This is a genomic window from Baekduia sp. (genome assembly GCF_035996765.1).
Lineage (GTDB): Bacteria > Actinomycetota > Thermoleophilia > Solirubrobacterales > Solirubrobacteraceae > Baekduia.
On sequence record NZ_DASYJG010000027.1, the window covers coordinates 46,767 to 72,198 of the forward strand.

Below are 25,432 nucleotides of genomic sequence, written 5' to 3' on the forward strand. Positions count from 1 at the left end.
CATGCAGCGCTGGATCGCCCTCGCCTCCCACTACGCCGCGCGGTCAGGACCCATCGGCCGCGCATGGGGCCGGATCCATGCCGGGACCCTGCGCCGCACCCGCGGCCTGGTCGGCGCCAAGTGGCTTGGGGCGCCCGTGCTCGTCCTGGTGACGATCGGGCGCAAGTCGGGCAAGGTCCGGCAAACGCCGTTGTTGTATGTGAAGGATGACGACCGCGTCGTCCTGCTGGCCGCCAACGCCGGCAACGACCGGACGCCCGCCTGGTGGTTGAACCTGCGCGCGGCTGAGACGGTCGAGATCCTGATCCGCGGCCGCCGCCGGCGGTTGCGCTGGCGCGAGGCCGCCGGCGAGGAGTACGACCGCCTCTTCGCGGCGTTCGTGGACATCTACCCGCCGTCCGAGCACTACGCGGGCTTCACGGACCGGCGGCTGCCGGTCGTGGTGCTGGAGGATTAAGCGGTGTCTTCAGCAGGGCGACGGCTGCCATCGCTGCGGCCTGAGCTCGGCGCCCGCGGCAATGTGAGCGACGCCGAGCTGCGCGAGGCCCTGGCAGTGACGCGGGCGGAACGTATGCAGACGGCGTTCGCACTTAGCCAGACGCTCACACACCTTGCAAGCAGGACCCGATCTGCCCGTCAAGCTGGCCATCCAGTGGCAGCCCGCGAACTTGTCGCGGCTGGCCGACGCGCTGCGGACGCTTGACGCTGAACCACTGCTGGCCGACGACTTCGACCCGGCCGAGATCGGGATCGCTCTCGACGAGGCGGGCCTGGCGCTTGGCGGCAACTGGGTCCTGCGGACGCGCTTCGGGCGGCTGGACGTGATGCAGGACGTGGCGGGCGTCCGCAGCTACGGCGAGCTGCGCTCCCGCGCTGTGACCGACGAGCTGCCCGGTGTCGGGCAGTTGGTGTTCGCGGGCATCGATGATCTCGTGGCCATGAAGTCGGCCGCTGACCGGCCGCAGGATCGGCTGGACATCGTCGATCTCGAGCGCGCGCGGCGGGCCGCCGACTAGGGCAGCAGCGTCGCCGCCGCCTTGAGCGCCGGCGTGTAGGTCGGATCGCGCAGCAGGGCCTGGCGGATGCCTTCGCCGAGGATGCCGGACTCGCCGCGGGATGCGCCGAGGATCGTCCACTCGCGCTCGGTGCCGCGCTTGTGGTGGTAGCGGGCGCGCAGGCCGCCGGGGCCGCGGTCCAGGGAGTAGGAGCGGCCGGAGGCGGTCTCCAGCGTCAGGCCCGCGAGGCCGCGGACCTGCAGCGTCGGGTCGGGCTCCAGCCGGATCTTGATGTCCTGACGGCGGGCATGGGCCGAGCCCTCGAGGACGAGCCCGCGGTGGGCCATCAGCGGCGTGGTCTGCCAGTCCAGGCGCGAGGCCAGCCAGCCGATCAGCAGCAGCGCCGCGGCCGCCGAGTCGGGGTGATGGCGGATCGTCACCGAGGAGATCGTGCGCAGCTCGGGCCGCAGCGGATCCGGGTCAAACGTCGCGGCGATGCGCTCGCGCCACGGCGTCGACCGCAGCCACGCGAGGTCGACCACGTAGACCTTCTCCGACAGGTCGCGGCCGCGGCGCAGCGCGTCGGCGGGCTCGGGATCGTCGACGCTGTCGAGCAACACGATCTGCGCGAGGTCCAGCAGCGAGTCGACCGCCTCGTTGTGACCGTGCGGCGCCCAGACGCAGGTGAGCAGGTCGGTGACGACGAGCGGGTCGACGATCCGGTCTAGATGCGGAAGGTGGCGCTCGCCGCACTCGACGACGATCGTCTCGCGCAGCAGGCCGATCTGTCCGTCGGTCACCTCCGACGGCGCGGCGATCGTCGCGACGGCGTCGAGCGTCGTGCGCCCGGGCTCGACCGAGCAGACGATCGTGCGCGACGGGTGGTAGCGGCCGACGCGGCGCAGCCGGTTGGCGATCTCGCCGCTGTACTCCTTGTTGACGACGCAGACGAGGTTGAGCACGCGCGCCGGCACGTAGCCGGCGTTGTCGCGGTGGATCTGCGAGAGCGACGAGCGCAGCGCGGCGTCGATGTCGCCGGGCTTCGTGTCGGTCGCGCGCCAGACGGTGTCGACGGTGGCCATCTAGATCGCGCGCCACTGCGCGCCGTGCTCGAGCAGCTTGTCGGCCTCGGCCGGCCCCTGCGTGCCGGCCTCGTAGGTCGGCAGCGGCCCCGGCGTCGCCTCCCACTTTGTGACGATCGGGTCGCAGATCTCCCACTGGGCCTCGACCTCATCGTTGCGGGTGAAGAGCGTGGCGTCGCCGCGCATTGCGTCGAGGATCAGCCGCTCGTAGGCCTCCGGCGACTGCGACATGAACGACGTGCCGTACAAGAACTCCATGTTGACCGGGCGGATCCGCATGCGCGTGCCGGGGATCTTCGCGCCGAGCGAGAGCGACACGCCCTCGTTGGGCTGCATCGTGAGGATCAGCTGGTTGGGCTGCACGCCGACCGAGCCCTCCTGCGCGAAGGCGAGATGCGGCACCGGCTTCAAGGTGATGGCGATCTCGGTCACCTTGCGCGCCAGAGACTTGCCGGTGCGCAGGTAGAACGGGACGCCGGCCCAGCGCCAGTTGTCGATCTCCAACCGGATGGCGGCGTAGGTCTCGGTGTTGGAGTCCGACGGGACGCCGTCCTCCTCGAGGTAGCCCTTGACCTGCTCGCCGCCGACCGTGCCCTTGGTGTACTGGGCGCGGACGGCGATGTCGTCGACGGTCTCCGGCGTCGGCTTGATGACCGAGCGCAAGACCTTGACCTTCTCGTCGCGGATCTCGTCGGCCTCGAAGTGCACCGGCGGCTCCATCGCCACGTTGCACAGCAGTTGCAGCATGTGGTTCTGGACGAGGTCGCGCAGCGCGCCCGCGTGGTCGTAGTAGCCGGCGCGCGTCCCGATCGACAGATCCTCGGCGGCGGTGATCTCGACGCGGTCGATGTAGTTGCGGTTCCAGACGGGCTCGAAGAGGCCGTTGGCAAACCGGAACGCCATGACGTTCTGGACGGTCTCCTTGCCGAGGTAGTGGTCGATGCGAAAGAGCTGGCGCTCCTTGAAGACCGACAGCACGTGGCGGTTGAGCGCCTTGGCCTCGGCCAGCGTCGTGCCGAACGGCTTCTCGATGATCGCCCGGACCTCGGCGCCCTCGTGGCGGTTGAGCTTGTGCTTGCCCAGCTGCCCGATGATGACCGGGAAGAACTCCGGAGCGGTCGAGAGGTAGAACGCGCGGTTGAGCGGCTGGCCGGCGTCCTTGTCGTAGGCATCGAGATGCTCGCCGAGCTGCTCGTAGACCGAGTCCTCGTCGAACGTGCCGGCGACGTAGCGGACGTTGGAGAGCAGCTCCTTGAGCACCGTCTCGTCGGGCTCGCGACGGCTGAACTGGCGGATCGCCTCGGCCGCCTGCTCGTTGAACTCGTCGTGGCTCATCTCGCTGCGCGAGCTGCCGACGAGGTTGAAGCGCTCCGGCAGCGCGCCCTCGTGGGCGAGGTTGTAGATCGCCGGCAGCAGCTTGCGCCGGGCCAGGTCGCCCGTTGCGCCGAAGATCACCAGCGTGGTGGGATGCACCGGGAGCCGCTCTAGGCCCTCCACGAGCGGGTTGTCGGGCGTCTCGCCCAGCTTGACGTCGGTTGCCATCGGTCGCTTAGCCGTCGGCTCGGCGCTGCACCGCGTGGCCGCCGAACTGCGCGCGCAGCGCGGCGTTGACCTTGGCGGCGAAGTCGCCACGGCTCTGCGTCTCATAGCGCGTGAAGAGCGCCGCGGTGATGACCGGCAGCGGGATGCGCTTCTCGACGGCGTCCTCAACCGTCCAGCGGCCCTCGCCGGACTCGGCGACGACCGGCTCCAGCGCGGCAAGGTCATTGCCTTCCTGCTCGAAGGCGTTGGCGGCCAGCTCACAGAGCCAGGAGCGCACGACCGAGCCGCGCATCCAGAGGTGGGCGATCTTGGCGTTGTCGAGCTCGAACTCCGAGGCCTCGAAGAGGCCGAAGCCCTCGGCGTAGGCCTGCATCATCCCGTACTCGATGCCGTTGTGCACCATCTTGACGTAGTGGCCGGAGCCGGTCGGGCCCATGTGGCCCCAGCCCGGGCCGTGCTCCTCATCGGGCGGCGGGGCGAGGATGTCGAGGAATGGCGCGAGCCGCTTGATGGCGACGTTGGGCCCGCCGACCATCATGCAGTAGCCGACCTCCAGGCCCCAGACGCCGCCGGAGGTCCCGACGTCGACGTAGTTGATGCCCTGCTTCTTGAGCACCTTGGCCCGGGCCATGTCGTCGGTCCACTTGGAGTTGCCGCCGTCGACGATCGTGTCGCCCTTGTCCAACAACTTGGCGAGCTTGTCGACCGTCTCCTGGGTCGGGTCGCCAGCGGGGACCATGATCCAGACGGTGCGCGGAGCGTCGAGCTTCTTGACGAGGTCGGCCAGCGACTTGGCGCCGACCGCGCCCTTCTTGGTGGCGTTGCCGACGGCCTTGACGTCGAAGTCGAAGGCGACGACCTCGTGGTCGGAGTCGCGCTTGATGCGAGCGACCATGTTGCCGCCCATCCGGCCGAGGCCGATGAAGCCGATCTGCGCCATGGGTTAGAGGTTCTCCTTGATGGTGCGCAGCGCCGCGACCGGGTCGCCGCGGAGCACGATGCGCTCCGCCGGCAGGCCATGGTCGCGCAGGATGAGCAGGTCGCCGTCCGCCTGCGCGCGCTTGAGGGTCTCGAAGGTGGCGACTTTGCCGCCCGGGATGGTGACGTCGTCGTCGGCCTCGTGGAGCAACTGCAGGAACCGTCCCTCGGGCGGGCCGCCCTTGTGGAGTTGGCCGGTGGAGTGCAGGTAGCGCGGGCCGTAGCCGAAGGTGGTGGCCATGCTCGAACGATCGCGGATCAACGCCCGCAGCTCGGTGACCTCGCCGTCGAACTCGGGCGTGGGGGCGAGGTAGCCCTGGATCGCCAGGTAGGACGGTGGGCCCGCGGTGAGCAGCGTGGTGAGCGCATCGGCGTCAGCTTCTTCGATCGCCGGCGGGGTGTCCATGGACAACACGTCGTTCGTCTTGTCCTTGGCGGCCTGCACGTTGGGCTGGTCGAAGGGGTTGATCTCCAGCACCCAGCCGGCGACCGCGGTGGCGAGCTCGAAGAGCACCATGATGCGCCCGAGGTCGGCGGCGCCGCGGGTGCCGATCGTGATGACGGGCTGTTCGGCGGCGATGAGCCGGCGCAGGACGTCGTCATGGTCGGAGGCGCCAGCGCCGGCGCTCGCGTCATGCAAGTGCAGGAAGACGCGGTCACCGCCGTAGGCCTCAGGCGCGCCGAGCGGCTCATCGGCCACGGGCAGGACGCCCTTGCCGTGCTTGCCGGTCGATTCGGCGATCAACTGCTCGACCCACAACCCGTAGGACTCGATCGGTGCGTCGACGACGAAGGTCAGCTTGTCGCGGTGCGCGAGCGCCAGCTCGCCCAGCGCGCAGCCGAGCCAGAGGCCGGGGTTGGCGGCGGGGTCGGCTTCCCGCAGCGACGCGCCGAGCTCCGCCGCGCCGCCGAGCAGCGCGCGCAGATCGGCGCCGAGCAGAGCGGCCGGGACGATCCCGAAGTACGACAGCGCGCTATAGCGCCCGCCGATGTTGGGGTCGTTGAGGAAGACGCGGCGGAAGCCGTGCTCCTCGCCGAGAGCCGCGAGCCCGGAGCCCGGATCGGTGATGGCCACGAACTGCGCGCCGTTGCCGCCGGTCTTCTCCCAGAAGTAGTGGAAGGCCGACAGCGTCTCGATCGTCCCGCCGGACTTCGAGGAGACGACGAACAGCGCCTTGGCGACGTCGATCTCGGCTTCGACGTCACGCACCGCGTCGGCGTCGGTCGAGTCCAGCACGTGCAAGATGAGCCCCTGAGCGTGGGTGCCGAACGAGCGCCGGAAGACCTCCGGCGCCAGCGACGAGCCGCCCATGCCGAGCACGACCGCCTCGGTCAGGCCGTCGGCATGAGCTTGCTTGGCGAACGCCTCGAGGTCGTCGACCTCCTTCAGCAGGCGGTCGTGGACGTCCAGCCAGCCGAGGCGGTTGCTGACCTCGGCTTGGCCCGCGGGGCCCCAGAGCGTGTCGTCGTGGTCGAAGATCCGGCGGGCGACCTCCTCGGTGGCCGCGTGCGCGAGGCGCGCGTCGATCGCCGGTTGGTACAGGCTCGGGATCGACGCGTCGATGCCCGCGGGCGGGTTGCTCACGCCACGGCCTTCTTCTTGGAGTCGATGCCGTCGAGCAGCTTCTCCATCGGCGTGACGAACGCGTCGACGCCGTCGCGCAGCAGCTTGTCGGTGACGTCGTCGAGGTCGATGCCGGCGTCGGCCAGAGCCTTAAGGTCGGCGCTCGGGTCGATGGTCACGCGTGCCTCGGTGGCGTCGCTGTGGTCGGCGGCGGCCTCCAGCGTCGCGATCGGCATGGTGTTGACGGTCTCGGGCCCGGCGAGCTCGTCGACGTACAGGACGTCGGAGTACTTGGGGTTCTTGACGCCGGTCGAGGCCCACAGCGGACGCTGGACGGGCGCGCCGGCCTCGCGCAGCTTCGCGAAGCGATCGCCCTGGAAGACCTTCAGGTAGGACTGGTAGGCCCAGCGGGCGTTGGCGACGCCGGCCTTGCCGAAGAGCTCCTCGGGCGCACTCGAGGCCTCGAGGCGCTTGTCGACCTCGGTGTCCACGCGCGAGACGAAGAACGAGGCGACCGAGTGGAGGTTGTCCACCGGCTTGCCCTCGTCGACGCGACGCTCCAGACCGCGCAGGAACGCCTCGATGACCTTCTCGTACTGCGACACCTTGAAGAGCAGCGTCACGTTGATGTTGATGCCCTCATAGAGCGCCTGCTCGATCGCCGGCAGGCCCTCGTCGGTGCCCGGGATCTTGATCATCAGGTTGGGGCGGTCGACACGGCCCCAGTACTCCTTGGCCTGCGCGATCGTCTTGTCGGTGTCGAACGCCAGGTCGGGATCGACCTCCAGCGAGACGTAGCCGTCGTAGCCGCCGGTCGCGTCATAGACCGAGCGCAAGACGTCGGCGGCCTCTTGGACGTCCTGGATCGCGATCGCCTGGTAGATCGAGCGGGAATCGGCACCGCCATGAAAGAGCTCGGCGATCTGCTCGTCGTACTCGTCGCCGCCGAGGATCGCCTTCTCGAAGATCGCGGGGTTCGATGTCATCCCGCGCAGGCACTCCTCGTCGACGAGGCGGCGCAGCTCACCGCCCTGTGTCAGTGATCGCTGGATCTGGTCAAGCCAGATGCTGGTGCCCAACGTGGTCAGGCGCGCGAGGCGCTCGTTGACGGATGCGGCGCTGCTCATGGTGTTGCCTCCTAGGTCTCTGCACTCGATCCTACGACCGATCACGGAGCGCAACCCGGCAATTCACGAGTTGAGCACTTCCTGGCCGGCCAGCAGGGCTGCTCCACGGACGCCGGCCCGTGGTCCATAACGGGCGAGGCGGATCTCGGTGCGCGTTCCCACGCCCGGCAGCACGAACCGCCGGGCGACGGCGCGAGCGGGCTCGAGCAGCAGCTCGCCGGCCGCGCTGACGCCGCCACCGATCACGACCTGCTCCGGGTCAAAGACGTTGATGGCGTTGGCGATGCCGACGCCGAGTCGCTCACCGAGGATGTGGATCGCCTCCAGGGCCGAGGCATCCCCGGCACGCGCTGCGGTCACCACGGCCGGTCCGTCGTCGAACCCGCGCTCGCGGCCCAGGGCGTCGAGCGCGCGGCCGGCGGCCAGGCGCTCCAGCGACCCGGGCTGCGGTGCCTCGTCGGTGTGCGGCGGTGCGCCGGCCGACAGGTCGGCGCCGATCAGCTGATGGCCGAGCTCGGCCGCGCCGCCGGTCGCGCCGCGGTAGATCCGGCCGCCGAGGACGATCCCGCCGCCGACGCCGGTGCCGATCGTGAACAGGATGAGGCTCTGGGCGATCTGGCTGAGGTCGTCGTCGTGGGCCTCGGCCAGCGCGGCGACCGTCGCGTCGTTGTCGACGAAGACCGGGAGCTTGAGGCGCTCGGTGAGGATGCGGCGCAGCGGCACGTCCTGTAGCGGGACGTTGACCGAGTGGCGCGCGGTGCCGGTCGCGAAGTCGATGACCGACGGCACGCCGATGCCGACCGCGTCGGCGGGCCCGGCGGCCTCGATCAGCTGCGCGAGCTGGTCGATCAACCCCTCGGAGCTGTCGAGCACGGTCGGGCGCAGGGTCGGCTCGGAGAGCTCGGTGCCCTCCAGCACTGCGACGGAGACCTTCGTCCCGCCAACGTCGACCCCGATGAATCGCTGCGCCATCGCTTCGGCACCTTCTCACGCCGGACGATCGGGCCGCGTGGCGGGCTATTGTCGCCATCGATGCCGCCTCGCTCGCCCGTCGACGACCAGGAGCTGGTCGAGCGTGCGCGCGGTGGTGACGAGGAGGCGTTCGCGCTGCTCGTGCGCCGGTACTCGCCGATGCTGCTGCGCCTCGCGCGGATGTACGTGCCGACCGATGCGCTGGCCGAGGACGTCGTCCAGGAGACGTGGGTCGCGGTCGTCCGCGGCCTGGAGCGCTTCGAGGGGCGGTCGTCGTTCAAGACGTGGCTCTTCCGGATCCTGACCAACCGCGCCAAGACGCGCGGGGTGCGCGAGCATCGCTCGATTCCATTCGCGTCGGTGGGCGGCGCCACCGATGAGGACGGGGACGAGGGGCCGTCGGTCGACCCGGCGCGCTTCACCTCCGAGGGCGCATGGACCTCGGCGCCGGCCGACTGGCGCGACGATCCGGAGACGGCGCTGGACTCGGCAGAGGCGCTGCGGGTCGCCCGCGAGGCGATCGACGAACTGCCCGAGCGCCAGAAGATCGTCATCACGCTGCGTGACCTCGAAGGGCTGTCGTCGGACGAGGTGCGCAACGTTTTGGACCTGACGGAGACCAACCAGCGAGTCCTCCTGCATCGAGCGCGCACCAAAGTGCGCAAGGCGCTCGAGGACTGGATCGCATCATGAGCTCTCGACGATGGCTTCCCTGGCGCAGGCGACCGGCGGCTTCTCCGCCCGGCGATCTCGCCTGCCGCGAGCTGGTCGAGCTTGTCACCGCGTATCTCGAGGATGAGTTGGATGCGGGCGACCGCGCCCGCTTCGAGGCCCACGTCACTGCCTGTGAGCACTGCAGCGCCTACTTGGAGCAGATGCGCGTGACGCTACGCGTTGTTGGACACCTCGACCCCGATGAGCTGCAGCCCGAGGTTGAGCGTGAGCTGCTCGACGCGTTCCGGGCGTGGAAGGCCGGAGGGTGATGAGCGAGGTTCGCGAGGTCGATGTGGTGGTGCTGGGCGCCGGGCCGTCGGGCGAGGTGATCGCGGGACGGTTGGGCGCGCGTGACCTGGAGGTGGCGCTCGTCGAGGATCGGCTGGTCGGCGGCGAATGCTCCTACTGGGCGTGCATGCCGTCCAAGGCGCTGCTGCGGCCGGCGCAGGCGCTGGCCGAGGTGCGGCGGGTGCCGGGGGCGGCCGAGGCGGTGACGGGCACGTTGGATGTCGCGGCCGCGCTGGCGCGGCGCACCGAGATCGTCCACGGGTGGGAGGACAGCGGGCAGCTGCCGTGGCTCGACGAGCGCGGCGTGCTACTCGTGCGCGGTCACGGCCACCTTGCCGGCAAGCTCGTCGTACACGTTGGGGAGACCATCTTGCGGGCGCGCCGTGCCGTCGTTGTGGCGGTCGGCACCGCGCCGCTGATCCCGCCGATCGACGGGCTCGCAGAAGCGGAGCCGTGGACCAACCGCGAGGCGTCGCAGGTGCGCGATGTGCCGGTCTCGCTGATCGTCATCGGTGGCGGACCGGTGGGCGCGGAGCTGGCCCAGGCGTTTGCCACGCTGGGCTCCGACGTGACGCTGCTGGAGCGCGAGTCCCACATCCTGGAGCGCGACGAGCCGTTCGCGGCTGAGCAGGTGGCGGCGGGGTTGCGGGCCGCTGGCGTCGATGTCCTGACCGATGTGCGGGCGGAATCGGTGGTGCGCGGCGGGGATGGACGCGTGACCGTGAAGACCACGACGCACGGCACGCTGGACGCCGACGAGATCCTGGTGGCATCGGGGCGCCGCCATCTGACCGAGGACCTCGGGCTGGAGGCCGTGGGGCTGGACGGGTCGGCCAAGCCGATCGAGGTTGGCGACGACCTGCGGGTGCGCGGCCACGACTGGCTCTATGTGATCGGCGACGCCAACGGCAAGTCCTTGTTGACGCACGAGGGCAAGTATCAGGCGCGGGTCGCGGCCGACCAGATCTGTGGGGACGCCGACGCTCGGATCCGGGAGAACGTTGGCCCGCCCCCGCGGGTGACCTTCACCGAGCCGCAGGTCGCGGCCGTGGGTCACACGCTCGACAGCGCGATTGCGGCCGGCCTGCGCGTGCGTGCCGTCGACGTTGCGACCGACGGCACGGCGGGCGCCTCCTTTCACGGCAGGGGCACCGGCGGGACGTCGCGGCTCGTCGTCGATGAGGACCGCGGCGTGATCGTCGGCGCGACGTTCGTCGGCGTCGATGTCGCCGAGTGGCTGCACGCGGCGACGATCGCCGTCGTGGCGGCCGTCCCGCTCGACGAGCTCTGGCACGCGGTGCCGGCCTTCCCCACGCGCAGCGAGGTCTGGCTGAAGCTGTTGGAGGCCTACGGCTTGTAGGACTTCCGGCCGCTCGGCTCGTCCGGTACGGTTGGCGGCGGATGCAGTTTCGTCGAGTAGCGATCGCCAGCGCCCCTTAGCGGCCCGTGACAGCGGGTCCGGCGCTTGGCCGTCCCTACCCGCACTCGCATCCCGGAGGTACCTCGCATCATGGAATCGCTCGCCGACGAGCTGCGGACCGCGCCGACCACGTTCCGGCCGTTCCGTCCCGATCCCGTCCAGCCTGCCGCCCTGCGCGCGGCGCTCGAACGGGCGCGCCTGGCGTCCTGGCGCCTGCTGACCGTCACCGATCGCGCGACGCGCACCGCGATTCGCGACGCGCACCTGCCCCACTGGCGGGCCTACCTCGCCGAGAGCGGCGGGGCGCGGATCATCGCCGCCGACGCGCCCGCACGGCAGGCCCATGAGCTGCGCGTGGCCGACGCGTTTGCCCGTGAGCTGCACGAGGCGCCGGTGCATCTCGTCCTGCTCGGCCGCCGCGGCGGCTGCCTGCGCACGACCGCGCTGGCCGATCTCGCCGCTGGGCTGCGCAGCGAGGGGATGGACGCGGCACCGGTCCCGCTCGCCGCGCGTGCCGACGCCGAGCTGCGCGAGCTCCTGGCGCTGGACGAGCACCTGACCGTGGATGGGATGCTTGTGGCGAGGCCCATGCGATGAACCACCCGCAGATCTCCACCGCCCCGCCGCCCGTCGCGGCTCGGTTACGCGACGTCGCCAGCTCCCCGGTCCGCGAGATCCTCGCGCTGACCCAGCGGCCGGGCGTCATCTCGTTCGCCGGCGGCCTGCCCGCGCCCGAGCTCTTCGACGCAGTCGGGCTCCGCGCGGCGTTCGCGGCCGCGCTGGCCGACGAAAGCTACGGCCGCACGCTGCAGTACTCGACGACCGAGGGCGATCCGGCGCTGCGCGCGGCGATCGCGCGGCGCATGACCGCGCGGGGCCTGGCCACCGAGGCCGACGAGATCCTCGTGACCAGCGGCTCGCAGCAGGCGCTGACGCTGATCGCCGCCGTCCTGCTCGAGCCGGGCGACGCGGTGCTGGTCGAGGAGCCGTCCTACCTCGCGGCGCTGCAGTGCTTCCAGATGGCGGGCGCGCGCGTCGTCCCGGTGCCCTGCGACGACGACGGGCTGGACCCCGAGGCGCTGTCCGCGCTCGTCCGCCGTGAGCGACCCAAGTTGTTGTACACGGTCCCGACGTTCCATAACCCGACCGGCCGCACGCTGCCGTTGGAGCGCCGCGCCGCGCTGGCGCAGGCCGCGGCGCGCCTGGGGCTGTGGATCGTCGAGGACGATCCGTACGGCGAGCTGCGCTACCGCGGCGAGCCGATCGCGCCCGTCGCGTCGCTGGAGGGTGCACAGGACCGGACAATTGCGCTGTCGACGTTGTCGAAGGTGTTGGTCCCGGGGCTGCGCATCGGTTGGCTGCGCACGCCCGTCGCGCTGCACCGCGCGCTGGTCGTCGCCAAGCAGGCTGCCGACCTGCACACGTCCACGATCGACCAGGCCGCCGCCGCGCACTGGCTCCAGCACTGCGACCTCGACGCCCACGTCGCCGGGCTGTGCGCCGCTTACGGCCCGCGCCGCGACGCGCTGGTCGAGGGCCTGCCGGAGACGCTGCCGGACGGCTCGCGGTGGACGCGGCCCGACGGCGGCATGTTCGTCTGGGTGACGCTGCCCGACGGCTGGGACGCCGACGCGCTGCTGCAGGATGCCTTGGCTCGCGAGGTCGCGTTCGTGCCCGGCTGGCCGTTCTTTCCCGGGCCGCCGGACCGTGCGACGCTGCGCCTCTCGTTCACCACCCACACCGTGTCCGAGATCGCCGAGGGCCTGGGCCGCCTGCGCGCCGCCGTGGTCAGCCGCCGGTAGGCCCGTCACCCTTCACGGGCGATGGAGCAACTGGCGGGCATCGCCGAAGCCGACGCGCACCTGGGGCGCCCGATGCCGCTGCCGCAGATCGTCCTGCCCTTGCCGCGCTGGGTCGAGGTCTGCGCCGTTGGTGCCCAGGCGGTCGAGATCTCATGGAACCTCGATGACTCACGCGCCGACCAGCCCGGCCGTGTGGCGCTTTACGCCGGTGCGGGTCCGCCGCCCGCCCATGAGCTGACCGACGCGACGGCGCCCGCCGCGGTCGCCGATGGCGTCCTGCATCGTCAAGCGCCGCTGGCCGAGGCCCAGCCGTCGCTGCGGCCGGTCCACGAGCTTTGCTGGCAGCGCGACGGGCTCCATCTCCGCCTCACCGCCCAGGGCCCGTGGGCGATCGGGGCGCTGGTGGCGATCGTCGCAAGCGTCACCTAACCGTCGAGGGACGACTGATGTCCGGATACGGCACATCTGTCGTCCCTCGACGCTCAGAGGACACCGCGCGGGCGAGGTGCATAGGCTCCCGGCCATGGCCCAGACGACCGGACCGGACCGCAACCTCGCGCTCGAGCTCGTGCGCACGACCGAGGCCGCCGCGCTGGCCGCCGCGCGCATGGTCGGCCTCGGCGACAAGATCGCCGCCGACCAGGCCGCCGTCGACGCGATGCGCCTGGTGCTCGGCACCGTGAGCATGGACGGCATCGTGGTCATCGGCGAGGGCGAGAAGGACGAGGCGCCGATGCTCTACAACGGCGAGCAGATCGGCGATGGCTCGCCGCCGCAGGTCGACATCGCCGTCGACCCGCTGGAGGGCACGACGCTGGCCGCCAAGGGCATGCCGAGCGCGCTGGCCGTGATCGCCCTGTCGGAGCGCGGGACGATGTTCAACCCGGGCCCGATCGTCTACATGGAGAAGCTCGCCGGCGCCGACGACATCGCCGACCTGCTCGACCTCGACCGCCCGCTGACCAAGACCATCGAGTTGGTCGCCGAGCGCCGCGGCGTCGAGATCGGCGACATCATGATTGTGTCGCTGGAGCGCGACCGCCACACCGAGACGCTCAACGCGGTCCGTGAACTCGGCGCCCGCGTGCGCCTGATCCAGCACGGCGACGTCAGCGCCGCGATGCTCGCGGTCTCTGAGCGCTCACCGGTCGACCTGCTGTGGGGCATCGGCGGCACGCCCGAGGGCGTCATCTCCGCCGCGGCGATCAAGTCGCTGGGCGGCGGCCTGGTCGGCAAGCTCTGGCCGCGCGATGACCAGGAACGCGACGCCGCTATCGCCGAGGGCTACGACCTCGACCAGCAGCTGACCCAGGACGACCTCGTCAAGGGCGACGACTGCTTCTTCGCCGCGACCGGCGTCACCGACGGCGACATGCTCCAGGGCGTCCGCTATCAGGGCGCGCGCAGCGCGACGACCGAGTCGCTGGTCATGCGGTCGCGCTCGGGCACGGTCCGGAGGATCCACGCGCGGCACGATCGCACCAAGCTGCGCGCGCTGGTCTCCGGCCGTTACGGCTGAGCCTCGCCTAGGACCGTTCGCGCGACGGCGCGGGCGTGTCGCGCGCGGCGGGCACGCGGTACTTGCCCGTCACCGAGTTCTCGAGGTCGCGGCGCGCCAGCCGGCGCAGGAAGCCGTGCGTCACGATCACGTGGATCCGCGACTGCGTGTTGGAGTACAAGAAGCGGCCTAGGCGCGAGGCGATCGCCGGATAGAAGTTGGCGACCTCGACCTCGACGTGGATGCGCTCCTGGCCCGCGACATCGCATTCCAGCCGCCGCACGTCGATCTCCAGGTAGCCGTCGCGGCCGCGGCCCGTGGCGGCGACGAGCACGCCCTTGTCGATCCGCCAGCGCACGATGCCGCGGTCGGCGTCGGTCTCGTACTCGGGCGCCTGGAAGGTCAGCAGCTTGAAGGGCTTGAAGAGCAAGCAGACGTAGCGCTCCTCGTCGGTGTAGTACACGCGGATGATGCCGAGCGTCGCGTGGCTGAGAAAGGACCAGTAGGTGCGGGCGAGGCGCTCCAGCGTCTCGGTCGTCCACAGCTCGCCGAAGAGCTCGTCGGAGAGGACGATCTCGGCGCCCTGGATCGAGCGGACCGCGCCGTCGGCGTCGATCTTGGTGTCGTCGGTCGGCGTGCGCACCGTGACGCCCTGGATGCGATGCGGGCCGTCGAGCAGTTGGCGCACGAGCGCGAACGCCGCGGCCGCGAGCACCACGAGGACGACCAAAGGGGCGATCATCGTCGGCTCAAGTTACCCGTCGAGGGCGGCGCGCACGGCCTCGTCGAAGCCCAGCGGCGCGTCGTTGAGGCCGGGCGGCGGGGGCTCACGGACGATGGTCTCGGTGCTCAGGCCCTCGACCAGCGGCTTGACGAGGCTCAGCTGCACCGGGGTGACCAGCGCGACCCAGTAGGACGACAGCCGCGGCGTGAAGAGCGGGACGGGCAGCAGCAGCGGCTGGCGGCGGCCCTCGACGGTTGCGAAGCGGCGCAGCATCTCGCGGTAGGTGAGGACGTCGGCGCCGCCGAGCTGGACCTCGGCGGGCGCGTCGTCACGGACCGCCAGCGCGGCGAGCGTGTCGACCACGTCCTCGATCGCCACCGGCTGGCTGCGGGTCTCCAGCCACTTGGGCGTAATCATTACCGGTAGGTGTTCCACCAATCCGCGCAGCATCTGAAACGACGCGCTGTCGGCGCCGACGATCATGGCGGCACGCACGTGGACGAGGTCGGGCACCGTCTCGCCCAGCACCTCGGCGACCTCGAGACGGCTGCGCAGATGCTCGGAGCCCTCATCGCCGGCGCCCTCCAGGCCACCGAGGTAGATCGTGCGCGCCACGCCGGCGCGGGCCATCGCTTCACCGAAGGTGCGCGCGGCGCGCCGGTCGCGGGCGGCGAAGTCCTCCCCATCGTCGGAGCCGCCCATCGAGTGCACGAGGTAGTAGGCCACGTCGGCGCCCGCTGCGGCCTCGTCGAGGCCGTGGCCGCTCAGGACGTCGCCCTGGATGACTTGCGCACCGTCGGGCAGGTTGGCGCGATCGGGGCTGCGGACGACGCAGCGCACCTCGTGGCCGGCGTCGAGGAGCCGCGGCAGGAGCTGGCCGCCGACGTAGCCGGTGGCGCCCGTCAGGACGATGGTCTTGCGGTGGACGGCCGATGGGGGAGCGGGCACGCGACGGGTACGGGCGCCGGTCATCGAGTCGATGAACTCGTCGCCTTCGGCTTTCGTACCCATCCGTGGTGCAGGGAACACTCAACGGCGCGTTGAACCTGCATTGCGGATGCTGATCAAGGACCGCGCGAGGACATGAGCACCGAGCTGGCCATCAAGGACGTCGCGGAGCGCACCGGCATCGCCGCCGGGACGATCCGCATGTGGGAGCAGCGCTACGGCTTCCCGGCTCCTGAACGCACCTCCTCGGGCTATCGCCGCTACACCGAGGACGATGTCGATGCGTTGCGCAAGGTGCTCGCGCTGCGCCATCGCGGGCTCTCGGTCCCGGCCGCGATCTCGCGCGCGCAGGACACCGGCGGCGCGTCGGACCATCCGTCGATCTACGCGGCGGTTGCGGCACAGGACGTCGCCGCGCGGCCGCTGATCCTCAAGAAGGCGACGCTCATCGCGCTGTCGAAGGCGATCGAACACGAGGCGCTCGCGCTGGCCGCGGCGCCGATCGTCTTCGCGGCGTTCCAACAGGAGCGCTTCTACCGGCGCGTCGAGCGCCGCTACCGGCGGCTGGCGCTCCACGCCGACGCGGCCGCGGTCTTCGCGGACTTCCCCGATGGCGTGCGCCACCCCGAGGGCGCGCCGGCCGAGATCCCGATCAGCAGCGACGACGCGCTGGGCAACGAGTGGGCCGTGATCATCGACGCGCCCGGCTACGCGGCCTGCCTGTTGGCCTGGGAGCAGCCCGGCGTCACCGAGCCCGGCGGCCCCGACGACCACGACCGCCGCTTCGAGGCGATCTGGACGATCGACCCGGAGGCCACCCGCCGCGCCGCGCAGGTCGCCGCGCGACTGGTGGGCCGCGTCGACGCGCCGTTCGGCGAGCGGCTGCAGGAATTGCTTGCTGATCGCCCGCTGGCGTTGGAGGAGCCGGCGCCGGCGTTGACGGCGCTGACGAACCGGATGGTGGCCTACCTCGAGGCCGCCGACGGCGCCTAGACCGGTTCGAGGACGACCTCGGTCCCGGCCGGGAGCGCGCCGTCGCCGCGCGGCACGATCGCAAGCGCATCGGCGTCCAGCAACGACGACAGCACGTGCGATCCCTGCGGGCCCGTTGGCTCAACCGAGCCATCGGGGCGCCGGCGCACACGCACGCACTCGTCGCGATCCGGATGGCGCTCGATGTCGACGGCCAACGGCGCGTGGGTGCGCGGGACGGTCGCGTCGGCGCCCTGCAGGGCGTTGAGCGCCGGCCGCGCGAACAGCAGGAAGGTGACGTAGGCCGAGACCGGGTTGCCCGGCAGGCCGAAGACGAGCTTGCCGTGGCGTTCGCCCAGCCACGTCGGCTTGCCCGGCCGCAGGGCGACGCGCCAGAGCAGCTCGCGCACGCCGAGGTCGGCGAGCGCGGGTTTGACGTGGTCGTGCGGACCGACCGAGACGCCGCCCGAGAGGACGAGGACGTCGGCGGCCTCGAGCGCCTCGCCGAGCACGGCGCGGGTCGCCTCCGGGTCGTCGATCGCGTGGCCGCGGCCGATGACCTCGGCCCCGGCGCGTGCGGCCAGCGCGGCGAGCGTCGGGCCGTTGGAGTCGTGGATCTGGCCGGGCTGCAGCTGCGCGCCCGGCTCGACCAGCTCGTCGCCCGTGGTCACGACCGCCAGCCGGGGCCGTGGCGCGGCCAGCACCGCCATGCGGCCGGCGCCGATCGCCACGCCGAGCTCCGCAGGGCCGATCCGCGTGCCGGCCCGCAGGACGGTCGCCCCGGCGCGGAGGTCGTCGCCGGGGTCGCGCACGTTGCGTCCGGGCGCGACGGCTTCGGTCAGCACGACCGCGTCGCCGTCGACCTCGACCAGCTCGATCGGCAGGACACCGTCGGCGCCAGCGGGCAGTGCCGCGCCGGTCGAGATCCTGATCGCCTCGCCGTCGACGATCGTGCCGGCGTAAGGCGCGCCCGCGCGCGACTCGCCGGCGATCCGCAGCCGCTGGTTGGCCACTCCGGCGCGGACCGCGAAGCCGTCCATCGCGCTGTTGGCGAAGGCCGGCACGTCGTGGGCGGCCGTGACGTCCTCGGCCAGCACGAGCCCGAGGGCGTCGGGCACGTTGACGTTGGTTGGCGGCAGCGGACGGACGGCGGCGAGCAGGATCGCGCGGGCCTCGTCGATCGACGGGAGAGGGGGCACGGGGCCATTGTGCCCCGCCGACCGTTCAGTCTTCTCCTGGACGCAACCGAAACGTCGGGTACGGGTGCAAAGATGCCCGCTCCATGGATGGAGCTGGACACCACGGTCGCCGTCCGCGACCGGTCGCAGACGCCCCTGGCGTCGATGCGACGGCTGTCGCGAAAGCGTGGCTGCTGGCCCTCGTGGCCGACGCCCCGCTCGCGCAGGCCGGTGCCGTGCCCGCGGCCGAGCTCGCCCGTGGCGGGCCCGCGCTGTGCTCCGGGATCTTGGTCGCGCTGGGCTCCGATGCGGAGCTCGAGCGTTTGGTGTCCGGTGCTGACGGCCGCGCCCCGTTGGGCGCCGCGGCCGCGCGGCTAACCGGTGCACGCACCGCCGCCGGCCTGGCCGCGGGCATCGAGGCGCTGCGGGCGGCCACGTGGCGCGCGCTGCGCGCCGAGCTGCGCGATCCGGTGCCCGAGCTGGTCGCCGATCTCGCCGACCGCCTCGCCTACGTCTGCGCGCGGGTCACCGAGGCGTCGCTGTCCACGCCGCTGGCCGACGCGCCCGGCCGCGACGGTCCGCTGGCAGAAGCGCTGTCCTCGGCCCCGGCTGCCGCGCCGCCGCGCGCCGAGCCGACGTCACCGCGCTACGAAGGCATCCGCGCGTTCGCGCCGGCGCCGCCGTCGCGCGACGGCAGGCGGACCGTCGAGCCGCTGCGCGAGGCGGCGGATCGCGCCGCCGCTGCGGCGACGCAGGAGCGAGAGGACGCAGAGCGTGGAGTTGCCGCCGCCCAGGAGCCAGAGCCCGAGGCGGCTCAGCCCGACAAGCCGCTTGCCCCGCCGCCTGCCGGCGTGCAGGTCGTCGACCTCCCGGCACCGCCCGCCGACCTCGATCCGCTGACGTCGCTGGCCGAGGAGCTGGCGGCCGCGCCGCCGACCGGCGTCGCCGGCACGCCATCACACGACGCGATGTACGCGCCGGCCGCCGATGCTCCAACCGTCACTCGCCTGCGCCGCGTGGACACCAGCTGGGAGGACGTCGCCGACGCCGGCCCGCCGTGGCTCGCCGCGATCTCCCGCCGGCTCGAGCGCCGCGTGATGGACGGGCGGCCGTTTGCCGTCTTCGTCGTCGAGGTCGATGACCTCGACCGCCTGCTTGCGTCGCAGACTGGCCGTGAGGTCGCCTTCGCACTGGAGACCGCCGAGCGGGGACTGACGGCCGAGCTCGCGCCCGCCGACCTCGTCGTGCGCGAGCGGCTCGGCCGCTGGTGGCTGACGAGCCCGGATCGCGACCCGGGCGCTGCTCGTGATTTGGGCGAGCGGGTTGCTGCGGCGATCGCGCGGGCGGAGTTGGGCAGCGCGCCGCTGTCGGTCTCGATTGGCGTTGCCGTGTGCCCGATGGATGGGGAGGCGCTGGAGGCGCTGGCGGGGCGGGCGGATGAGGGGATGTTCGCGGCGCGGGCGGCGGGCGTGGCGCTGGCGTAGTCCTGCTGCGCGGACTGTCGCGGGCGCGGACGGCTGTGGCGCTCAGTGCGCGGCGTTAGTCGCGGTTCGCGACGTGGTTTGTCGGCATCGAGGGAGTGAGCGGGGATTGCGGCTCGGTGCGCGGGCTCGTCGTCCGCTGGCGCCGGGGCCGGAGGGTTCGCGGCTGAATCGTCGCCCGCCGGGGATCCGGGTCGGCTTGGACGTCCTATTGACGTCGAAAACGCCCCGCACCTTGGGCGCGAGCGGTCCGGGTCGTTTCGTGGTGAATAGTTGACCACGAGACGCCCGCGGACGACGAGCCCGCGCACCGAGCCGCAATCCCCGCTCACTCCCCTCGGTGCCAACAGACCCCGCTGCGCACCACGACCACGTCTGAACGGAACGCCACCGGGCAACGGAGCGCGACGAGGCTCCGGGCGTCTATCGCGATACAGCGGACGCCGCAACCACCGGCGCCGGCACCGACCGCACAGCCCCGATCGTCGTCGTCGCCGTCACCCCGATCGCCCGCGCCGTCGCGGCCGTCAGGTCAAAACTCGTCCCAGGCCGAAACGGCCCACGATCGATCACAGGCACCGTCACCGTGCGACCGTTGTTATAGAGGTCGACCAACGTCCCGCACGGCAGCGACTTGTGCGCCACGCCCAGCAACCCGCGGCTCATCCGCCGCCCGCAGGCGGTGCGGTGGCCGTAGAAGCCCGGGCCGTACCAGGTGACCCTGGCGCGGCGGTAGAGCGTGATCGTCCGACCCTGGACCGCGGTCGTCGCGGTCGCTGCGCGGGTGGCCGTCGTCGCCGGCGCGGCGAGGATCGCGCGGACCGTCGTCTTGCCGGCGTGGTCGACCTGCCAGACCGCGTCGTAGCTGCCGTCGGCCGCGACCGTCGCCGTAGTGGCGGTCACCCAGCCGGCGAGCGGATCGAGCCGCTGGACGGCGACCGCGTCGCCGGGGTGCGACCCTGCCACGACACCGTGGACCGAGACCGTCGCGCCGACCAGCTGGCCGAGCGGGGCCGTGAGCGTCGAGCCGTCGGCGAAGACCGTCGGCGCTGAGGGATCGTCGTAGCTCATCCCGCCGGGAGAAGGAGCGACCGTCGCGGAGGGATCCGCGCTCGGAGCATCGGCGGCGACCGCCATGGCGGGAGCGGCGAATGCGAGGCCGCACAGGGCGGCGCCCAGCTTCAGAAGGTTCGTCTTCGACAACGTCTGTAGGTCCTCATCCACGGCCTACGGGGTGAGCTGACGGGCTCGCGCCGGATGACGGCGCTACAGGCCAGAAGGCCCGATTCGCCCCGGTGGATCGCGACAACGCCGCGCGCCACAGGTGGTTCCCCCGCTTCGCACGCCTGAGGAGGCATGCGAACTCGGCTGACGGCGCGGGAGCATAACAACGTCAGGGCGATCGACGAACCCTTGTTCGCAGGAGTTGCCGCTCCGAGCGCGAATCCCAGGCGCTGCAGAACGCCGGCGATGCGGCGTTTCCGGTGCGATACGACCCCCTTTTCCGGAGGACCATGTTCAAGCAGGCAGGGACGGCAGTCGCCTTGGCGACAGCCATCGCGTTCAGTGCGACCGGCGCGACGAGCGCCGACACCTACACCGTGCGCGGCTGCGCGGCGGGCTGGGAGGCCCACGCCGACCAGGGCGCCGCGGCGACCGATGCGTGCGCCACCGGTGGCGGGCTCACCGCCCAACTCATCGGCCCCGGACCGTGGGACGGCGGCACGTTCGCCTTCCATCGCTTCACCGCGCCGGCCGGCACGCGGATCGCGCGCGTCACGCTCGGGCGCGTCACCCAGGGGATGCCGGTCGGCTCGGTCCGGTCGTTCTCCTACACCTTGAGCGCCGACGGCAAGACGATCGAGGCCTGCGCCCCCGGCCCGACCGACACCTGCACCGGTGACCTCACCGGCCCGCTGGACGCGGTCGGCCTCGACGCCGCCGCCGTCCTGTTCTCCTTCGGCTGCGGCGCCGATGACCCCAACGTCTGCACCGCCATCAACGGCAGCGTTCCGCAGGCGACGATCACCAACCCGCAGGTCGTCCTGCGCGATCCCGCGCCGCCGACCGTGACGGCCAAGACGATCACCGACAACGGCGAGAAGACCGGGCGGCTGAAGCTCTCCTACGCGGCCGGCGACGTCGGCGGTGGCGTCTATCGCACGGTCGTGCGCGTGGACGGCAAGGTCGCGACGTCTGACCCGATCGGCGGCGCGTGTGCCGACAGCGATCCCGCAGACACTGACGACTACGAGTTCGGCACCCCCGCGCCATGCCCCGCCAGCGCGACGCGCGCGGTCGACTTCAACGTCCTCAAGCTGCCGCTCGCCGAGCACGCGGTCGAGGTCGCCGTCGAGGACGCGGCCGGCAACAGCACCACGGTCTACGGCCCGGTCGTGCTGCCCCACCGCAACGGCGATGTGGCCGGCGGCGATGGCAAGCCCGGCACCGGCACCGGTGTGGGTGGCGCGAGCACGACGCCGGCCAGCGGGAAGAACGCCAAGCTCGAGGCCTGGTTCGTCCCCAACCGCAAGCGTGCGTTCACCAACCGCTACGGCCGCCGCGTGGTCGTGCGCGGCATCCTGCGCACGAAGACCAAGAAGCCCGTCGGCGGCGCGCGTCTGGACGTCTACCACGAGGTCGGCGGCAAGCTGCGCAAACTCGGCAAGACGGGCCTGAAGACGCGCCCTGACGGCCGGCTGACGCTGATCCTCCCGCTCAACCTCGACACGCGCCGGATCGTGCTGGCCTACCGCGCCTTCCGGCCGGGTCCCATCACGAGCCAGGTCGGGCTGAAGCTGACGGTCCGCGACGGCAGCGGCAAGCTCGTGCGGCGGGTCTCCTAGCGCTTAGGGCTTGGGCAGGCGCTGCAGCGCCTGCCTGAGCGCCTGGCCGCCGAAGGTCAGGCCGATCTGGGCGAGCTCGCCGACGGCCTGCACGGTGGTGGCGAGGAGGTCGCCGCTGCCCGTCCCCGAGGCCGAGTTGGGCGTCGCCCAGCCGGCCGGCGGCGGGGGCGGGGAGGATGGTGCGGCGGACTGGGGAGCGGTGTGCGCGGCGGTAGCCACCTTGGGCTGCGTCGGGGCGGCCTTGGGTTTGGCCGCCGCCCGCGGCTTTGCGGCGGCCTTCGTCTTCGCCTTCGCCCGCGCTGCCGGGCTCTTCGCCGGCTTCTTGGTCGCCGCCTTGGGCTTTGCCGCCGTCTTCGGCTTCGCCGCAGCCTTCGCGGGCGCCTTCTTCGCAGCGGCCTTCTTGGCCGGCTGTGCGCCGTTGACGGCCGGCCCGGCCGCGGCCGTGCTCGCGCGCTTGGCGCTGCGTCGCGTCGGCCGCGCGCGGGGCAGGCTCGTCAGGACGTCGCGATCCGCGGGGCTCATGCACGAATGCTCCCACGCCGACGTGCAGGTCGGCGCGCCGCAGGGCAAGTTCCGCGCTCATTGCGCGTTTGAGATGTCGCTGGCGGGGGTTCAGGAGGCAGCCCGCACAGCCGATGCTCATCTCGACACCCAAACCCAGAAACGATTGAGGACCTGAGGCGTAGTTGCTCCAGGAGCCTGTCGAAGCGTCCGCACTGTCCCGCAAATGTGTGACGGCGATCACACAGCGTTGCTGCGACCGAAATCAGCCACTACCCTGGTGCCTATGTTCGGACAGTAGCGTCGCTATTGCTGACGCCCGGCTGATTCCTGAACCGTCCTCCGTACCCCGATAACCCCCTGCCGGCGACGCCACGCCGGTGAACTTGAACGGACGTCGATGTCAGTAGTTGAACTGCAGGAACTCGAGGAGATCAAGGGCCTTCTGGCGCGCGGGCAGGTCACGGGCGTCTTGACGTTCGCCGAGATCGCCACGGCCGTCTCCGAGCTGGATCTGGACGAGTCAGACGTCGAGGACCTGCACGGCTTCTTCGAGAAGAGCGAGATCGAGCTCGTCGAGGAGATCGACCCCGCGTCGACGGCCGCCAACGAGGTCGAGCGCGCGCCCGACAAGCGCACGCGGCGCAAGTCGACCAAGGCGCTGGACCTCCGTCCGGACATGACGACCGACAGCCTTCAGCTGTTCCTGAAGGACATCGGCAAGGTCCGGCTGCTCACCGCCCAGGAGGAGGTCGACCTCGCCAAGCGCATCGAGCGCGGCGACCTCGACGCCAAGCAGAAGATGGTCGAGTCCAACCTGCGCCTGGTCGTCTCGATCGCCAAGAACTACCGCAACCAAGGCCTGCCGTTCCTGGACCTGATCCAGGAGGGGACGCTCGGCCTGGTCCGCGCCGCCGAGAAGTTCGACTACCGCAAGGGCTTCAAGTTCTCGACGTACGCGACCTGGTGGATCCGCCAGGCGATCGCCCGCGCCCTGGCCGACAAGGCCCGCACGATCCGCATCCCCGTCCACGTCGTCGAGAAGCTCAACAAGATCGGCCGCGCCGAGCGCAAGCTCGTCACCGAGCTCGGTCGCGAGCCCACCGCGGAGGAGATCGCCGAGGTCACCGGCATCGATCCCGAGGAGGTCGACTCGATCAAGCGCTCCGCGCAGGCTCCGGTCTCGCTGGAGAAGCCGGTCGGCGACGAGGAGGAGTCGGAGTTCGGTCAGTTCATCGCCGACGAGCGCGCCGAGTCCCCGTACGAGCGCGCCGCGGAGATCCTGACCAAGGAGGCGCTGCGCGAGGCGTTGGAGAACCTCTCCTACCGCGAGCGCCGTGTGCTGGAGTTGCGCTACGGCCTTGGCGGCGAGCACCCTCGCACGCTGGACGAGGTCGGCCGCACGTTCAACGTGACGCGCGAGCGCATCCGCCAGATCGAGAACCAGTCGCTCAAGAAGCTGCAGTCCCTCGCGGAGGCGCAAAAGCTCCGCGACGTCGCATAACGCGACAACCGCGCCCGAACACGCCGCTGCAAACGGAAGGCCCGCCCACCCCGGCGGGCCTTTCCGCGTTCTCGGAGACCCGTCCAGAGCTACTCAAGACGCCTTCACCCAATCGAGGGATGACCGATCAACCGGATGTGTCCTTCGATCTTCACCGTGCCCTGTCGCGGCTCATTGAGCTGAACGGCTCCGACCTGCACCTCAAGGTCCCGTCTCAGCCGCTCTGTCGCGTCGACGGCGACCTCGTGCCCATCCCCGGCGCCGAGCCCCTGGCTGCCGAGGACACCGATGGCGCCGTCCGGCTGATGCTCGGCGACGACTCGGTCAAGCTCAACGAGTTCGACAGCGACGGCGAGGTCGACTTCGCCTACGCCGTCGCCGGCCTCGCGCGCTTCCGCGTCAACGCCTTCCGCCAGCGTGGCTCGGTCTCCATCGTCATGCGTGCGATCCCCTACGGGATCAAGACGATCGAGGAGCTCGACCTCCCGCCGGTCATCCGCGACCTCGCCGAGGAAGAGCGCGGCATCGTCCTGCTGACCGGTACGACCGGCTCGGGCAAGTCGACGACGCTTGCGTCGATGATCGACCACATCAACTCGACCAAGGCCCGTCACGTCGTGACGGTCGAGGACCCGATCGAGTTCCTGCACGTCGACAAGCGCTCGGTGATCAACCAGCGCGAGATCGGCATGGACACCAAGGACTTCAAGGCCGCCCTGCGCCGGGTGCTGCGCCAGGACCCGGACGTCATCCTCATCGGTGAGATGCGCGACCCCGAGACCGTGTGGGCCGCGCTCTCGGCGGCCGAGACGGGTCACCTCGTGCTGTCGACGCTGCACACCATGGGCGCGGTCGAGACGATCACTCGCATCATCGACTTCTTCCCGCCGTTCCAGCAGCAGCAGGTCCGCATGTCGGTGGCGACGTCCCTGAAGGGGATCATCTCGCAGCGCCTCATCGAGCGCTCGGACCATCAGGGCCGCATCCCCGCGATGGAGGTGCTGGTCAACACCGGCCGCGTGTTCGACAAGATCGCCGACGGCGAGGCGACCCACGAGCTCGACGAGATCATCGCGGACGGCGAGTTCTACGGGATGCAGACCTTCGACCAGGCGCTGCGCAACCTCTATGAGCAGGGAATCGTGACGCGACGCGACGCGCTCGCGACCGCCACGAACTCGCACGACCTCCGGCTGAAGCTCGATCACCTCGACCTCAGCCGGGCGCAGGAGTCACTCGACGGCGAGGCCAGCACCACCGCTTGATTCGCGGGCGCGCCGAGCGGCCGGATCTCCG

Annotated in this window: 25 protein-coding genes and 1 riboswitch; of the genes, 14 read left to right on the forward strand and 11 right to left on the reverse strand. The window is 71.3% G+C overall.

All coding sequences use genetic code 11. From position 1 onward, the window contains the following. The first annotated feature begins 1 nt into the window (after position 1). Both VGO10_RS05835 and VGO10_RS05840 read left to right on the forward strand, forming a co-directional pair. Positions 2-457: a nitroreductase/quinone reductase family protein gene (locus VGO10_RS05835; protein WP_327466117.1), complete on the forward strand. Its 456-nt coding sequence runs from the start codon at positions 2-4 to the stop codon at positions 455-457. Positions 458-611: 154 nt separating this feature from the next. After that, positions 612-1,016, forward strand: a complete 405-nt coding sequence (locus VGO10_RS05840; RefSeq protein WP_327466119.1) for a hypothetical protein — start codon at positions 612-614, stop codon at positions 1,014-1,016. Here the strand turns inward: VGO10_RS05840 and VGO10_RS05845 are convergent. From VGO10_RS05845 to VGO10_RS05870, 6 genes are all read right to left on the reverse strand, one after another. After that, positions 1,013-2,077 (reverse strand): glucose-6-phosphate dehydrogenase assembly protein OpcA, encoded by a 1,065-nt coding sequence (locus tag VGO10_RS05845; protein ID WP_327466122.1) that lies wholly within the window; start codon positions 2,075-2,077, stop codon positions 1,013-1,015. The two genes, VGO10_RS05840 and VGO10_RS05845, sit on opposite strands and share 4 nt — an antisense overlap. Then, the gene (gene zwf / locus VGO10_RS05850) at positions 2,078-3,619 is read right to left on the reverse strand and encodes a glucose-6-phosphate dehydrogenase (protein WP_327466124.1); all 1,542 of its coding nucleotides are present in this window, start codon (positions 3,617-3,619) and stop codon (positions 2,078-2,080) included. 7 nt (positions 3,620-3,626) lie between these two features. After that, entirely contained in the window at positions 3,627-4,559 is a 933-nt protein-coding gene (gnd, locus tag VGO10_RS05855; RefSeq protein ID WP_327466126.1) for a phosphogluconate dehydrogenase (NAD(+)-dependent, decarboxylating), read from the reverse strand. 3 nt (positions 4,560-4,562) lie between these two features. Then, entirely contained in the window at positions 4,563-6,182 is a 1,620-nt protein-coding gene (locus VGO10_RS05860; protein ID WP_327466128.1) for a hypothetical protein, read from the reverse strand. Further along, positions 6,179-7,288: a transaldolase gene (tal, locus tag VGO10_RS05865; RefSeq protein WP_327466130.1), complete on the reverse strand. Its 1,110-nt coding sequence runs from the start codon at positions 7,286-7,288 to the stop codon at positions 6,179-6,181. The genes VGO10_RS05860 and tal overlap by 4 nt, the downstream gene beginning before the upstream one ends. Before the next feature lie 63 nt (positions 7,289-7,351). Continuing rightward, complete coding sequence (locus VGO10_RS05870; protein WP_327466132.1) at positions 7,352-8,260, reverse strand: ROK family protein; 909 nt, start codon at positions 8,258-8,260, stop codon at positions 7,352-7,354. Positions 8,261-8,320: 60 nt separating this feature from the next. On the opposite strand from VGO10_RS05870, the gene VGO10_RS05875 reads away from it, so the two are divergent. The 7 genes from VGO10_RS05875 to glpX all read left to right on the forward strand — a co-directional run bounded on the left by VGO10_RS05875 (position 8,321) and on the right by glpX (position 14,003). Then, entirely contained in the window at positions 8,321-8,953 is a 633-nt protein-coding gene (locus tag VGO10_RS05875; protein ID WP_327466134.1) for an RNA polymerase sigma factor, read from the forward strand. After that, positions 8,950-9,243 carry a zf-HC2 domain-containing protein gene (locus VGO10_RS05880; protein WP_327466136.1) on the forward strand — a complete coding sequence of 98 codons (294 nt, stop codon included), beginning with the start codon at positions 8,950-8,952 and terminating at the stop codon, positions 9,241-9,243. The genes VGO10_RS05875 and VGO10_RS05880 overlap by 4 nt, the downstream gene beginning before the upstream one ends. Continuing rightward, positions 9,243-10,622 carry an NAD(P)/FAD-dependent oxidoreductase gene (locus VGO10_RS05885; protein WP_327466138.1) on the forward strand — a complete coding sequence of 460 codons (1,380 nt, stop codon included), beginning with the start codon at positions 9,243-9,245 and terminating at the stop codon, positions 10,620-10,622. Before VGO10_RS05880 ends, VGO10_RS05885 begins: the two co-directional genes overlap by 1 nt. A gap of 150 nt (positions 10,623-10,772) precedes the next feature. Further along, on the forward strand, positions 10,773-11,279 hold the full coding sequence (locus tag VGO10_RS05890; protein ID WP_327466140.1) for a hypothetical protein: 507 nt from the start codon (positions 10,773-10,775) through the stop codon (positions 11,277-11,279). Further along, complete coding sequence (locus VGO10_RS05895; protein ID WP_327466142.1) at positions 11,276-12,484, forward strand: PLP-dependent aminotransferase family protein; 1,209 nt, start codon at positions 11,276-11,278, stop codon at positions 12,482-12,484. Before VGO10_RS05890 ends, VGO10_RS05895 begins: the two co-directional genes overlap by 4 nt. Before the next feature lie 21 nt (positions 12,485-12,505). Next, complete coding sequence (locus VGO10_RS05900) at positions 12,506-12,913, forward strand: hypothetical protein (protein ID WP_327466144.1); 408 nt, start codon at positions 12,506-12,508, stop codon at positions 12,911-12,913. A gap of 94 nt (positions 12,914-13,007) precedes the next feature. Beyond that, positions 13,008-14,003 (forward strand): class II fructose-bisphosphatase, encoded by a 996-nt coding sequence (gene glpX / locus VGO10_RS05905; RefSeq protein WP_327466146.1) that lies wholly within the window; start codon positions 13,008-13,010, stop codon positions 14,001-14,003. A 7-nt stretch (positions 14,004-14,010) separates the two neighbouring features. Here the strand turns inward: glpX and VGO10_RS05910 are convergent, their stop codons facing one another. Beyond that, a complete protein-coding gene (locus VGO10_RS05910; RefSeq protein ID WP_327466148.1) occupies positions 14,011-14,724 on the reverse strand; it encodes a hypothetical protein in 714 nt (237 codons plus the stop codon). A 12-nt stretch (positions 14,725-14,736) separates the two neighbouring features. Beyond that, the gene (locus VGO10_RS05915; RefSeq protein WP_327466150.1) at positions 14,737-15,717 is read right to left on the reverse strand and encodes an NAD(P)H-binding protein; all 981 of its coding nucleotides are present in this window, start codon (positions 15,715-15,717) and stop codon (positions 14,737-14,739) included. Between the two features lie 72 nt (positions 15,718-15,789). On the opposite strand from VGO10_RS05915, the gene VGO10_RS05920 reads away from it, so the two are divergent. Further along, positions 15,790-16,647, forward strand: a complete 858-nt coding sequence (locus VGO10_RS05920) for a DICT sensory domain-containing protein (protein WP_327466152.1) — start codon at positions 15,790-15,792, stop codon at positions 16,645-16,647. Here VGO10_RS05920 and glp read toward each other — a convergent pair. Next, on the reverse strand, positions 16,644-17,825 hold the full coding sequence (gene glp / locus VGO10_RS05925) for a gephyrin-like molybdotransferase Glp (protein ID WP_327466154.1): 1,182 nt from the start codon (positions 17,823-17,825) through the stop codon (positions 16,644-16,646). The genes VGO10_RS05920 and glp overlap by 4 nt on opposite strands. 182 nt (positions 17,826-18,007) lie before the next feature. On the opposite strand from glp, the gene VGO10_RS05930 reads away from it, so the two are divergent. Then, entirely contained in the window at positions 18,008-19,288 is a 1,281-nt protein-coding gene (locus VGO10_RS05930; protein WP_327466156.1) for a hypothetical protein, read from the forward strand. A gap of 420 nt (positions 19,289-19,708) precedes the next feature. On the opposite strand, the gene VGO10_RS05935 is transcribed toward VGO10_RS05930, so the two are convergent. Further along, positions 19,709-20,488: a septal ring lytic transglycosylase RlpA family protein gene (locus VGO10_RS05935; protein WP_327466158.1), complete on the reverse strand. Its 780-nt coding sequence runs from the start codon at positions 20,486-20,488 to the stop codon at positions 19,709-19,711. A 6-nt stretch (positions 20,489-20,494) separates the two neighbouring features. After that, positions 20,495-20,665, reverse strand: a riboswitch (cyclic di-AMP (ydaO/yuaA leader). A 164-nt stretch (positions 20,666-20,829) separates the two neighbouring features. Here VGO10_RS05935 and VGO10_RS05940 point away from each other — a divergent pair. Next, entirely contained in the window at positions 20,830-22,131 is a 1,302-nt protein-coding gene (locus VGO10_RS05940; protein WP_327466160.1) for a hypothetical protein, read from the forward strand. Between the two features lie 3 nt (positions 22,132-22,134). Here the strand turns inward: VGO10_RS05940 and VGO10_RS05945 are convergent, their stop codons facing one another. Beyond that, entirely contained in the window at positions 22,135-22,653 is a 519-nt protein-coding gene (locus VGO10_RS05945; RefSeq protein WP_327466162.1) for a hypothetical protein, read from the reverse strand. Positions 22,654-23,032: 379 nt separating this feature from the next. Here VGO10_RS05945 and VGO10_RS05950 point away from each other — a divergent pair, with 379 nt between their 5' ends. Continuing rightward, the gene (locus tag VGO10_RS05950) at positions 23,033-24,136 is read left to right on the forward strand and encodes a sigma-70 family RNA polymerase sigma factor (RefSeq protein WP_327466164.1); all 1,104 of its coding nucleotides are present in this window, start codon (positions 23,033-23,035) and stop codon (positions 24,134-24,136) included. A 119-nt stretch (positions 24,137-24,255) separates the two neighbouring features. Beyond that, the gene (locus VGO10_RS05955) at positions 24,256-25,401 is read left to right on the forward strand and encodes a type IV pilus twitching motility protein PilT (RefSeq protein ID WP_327466166.1); all 1,146 of its coding nucleotides are present in this window, start codon (positions 24,256-24,258) and stop codon (positions 25,399-25,401) included. Positions 25,402-25,432 lie beyond the last annotated feature (31 nt).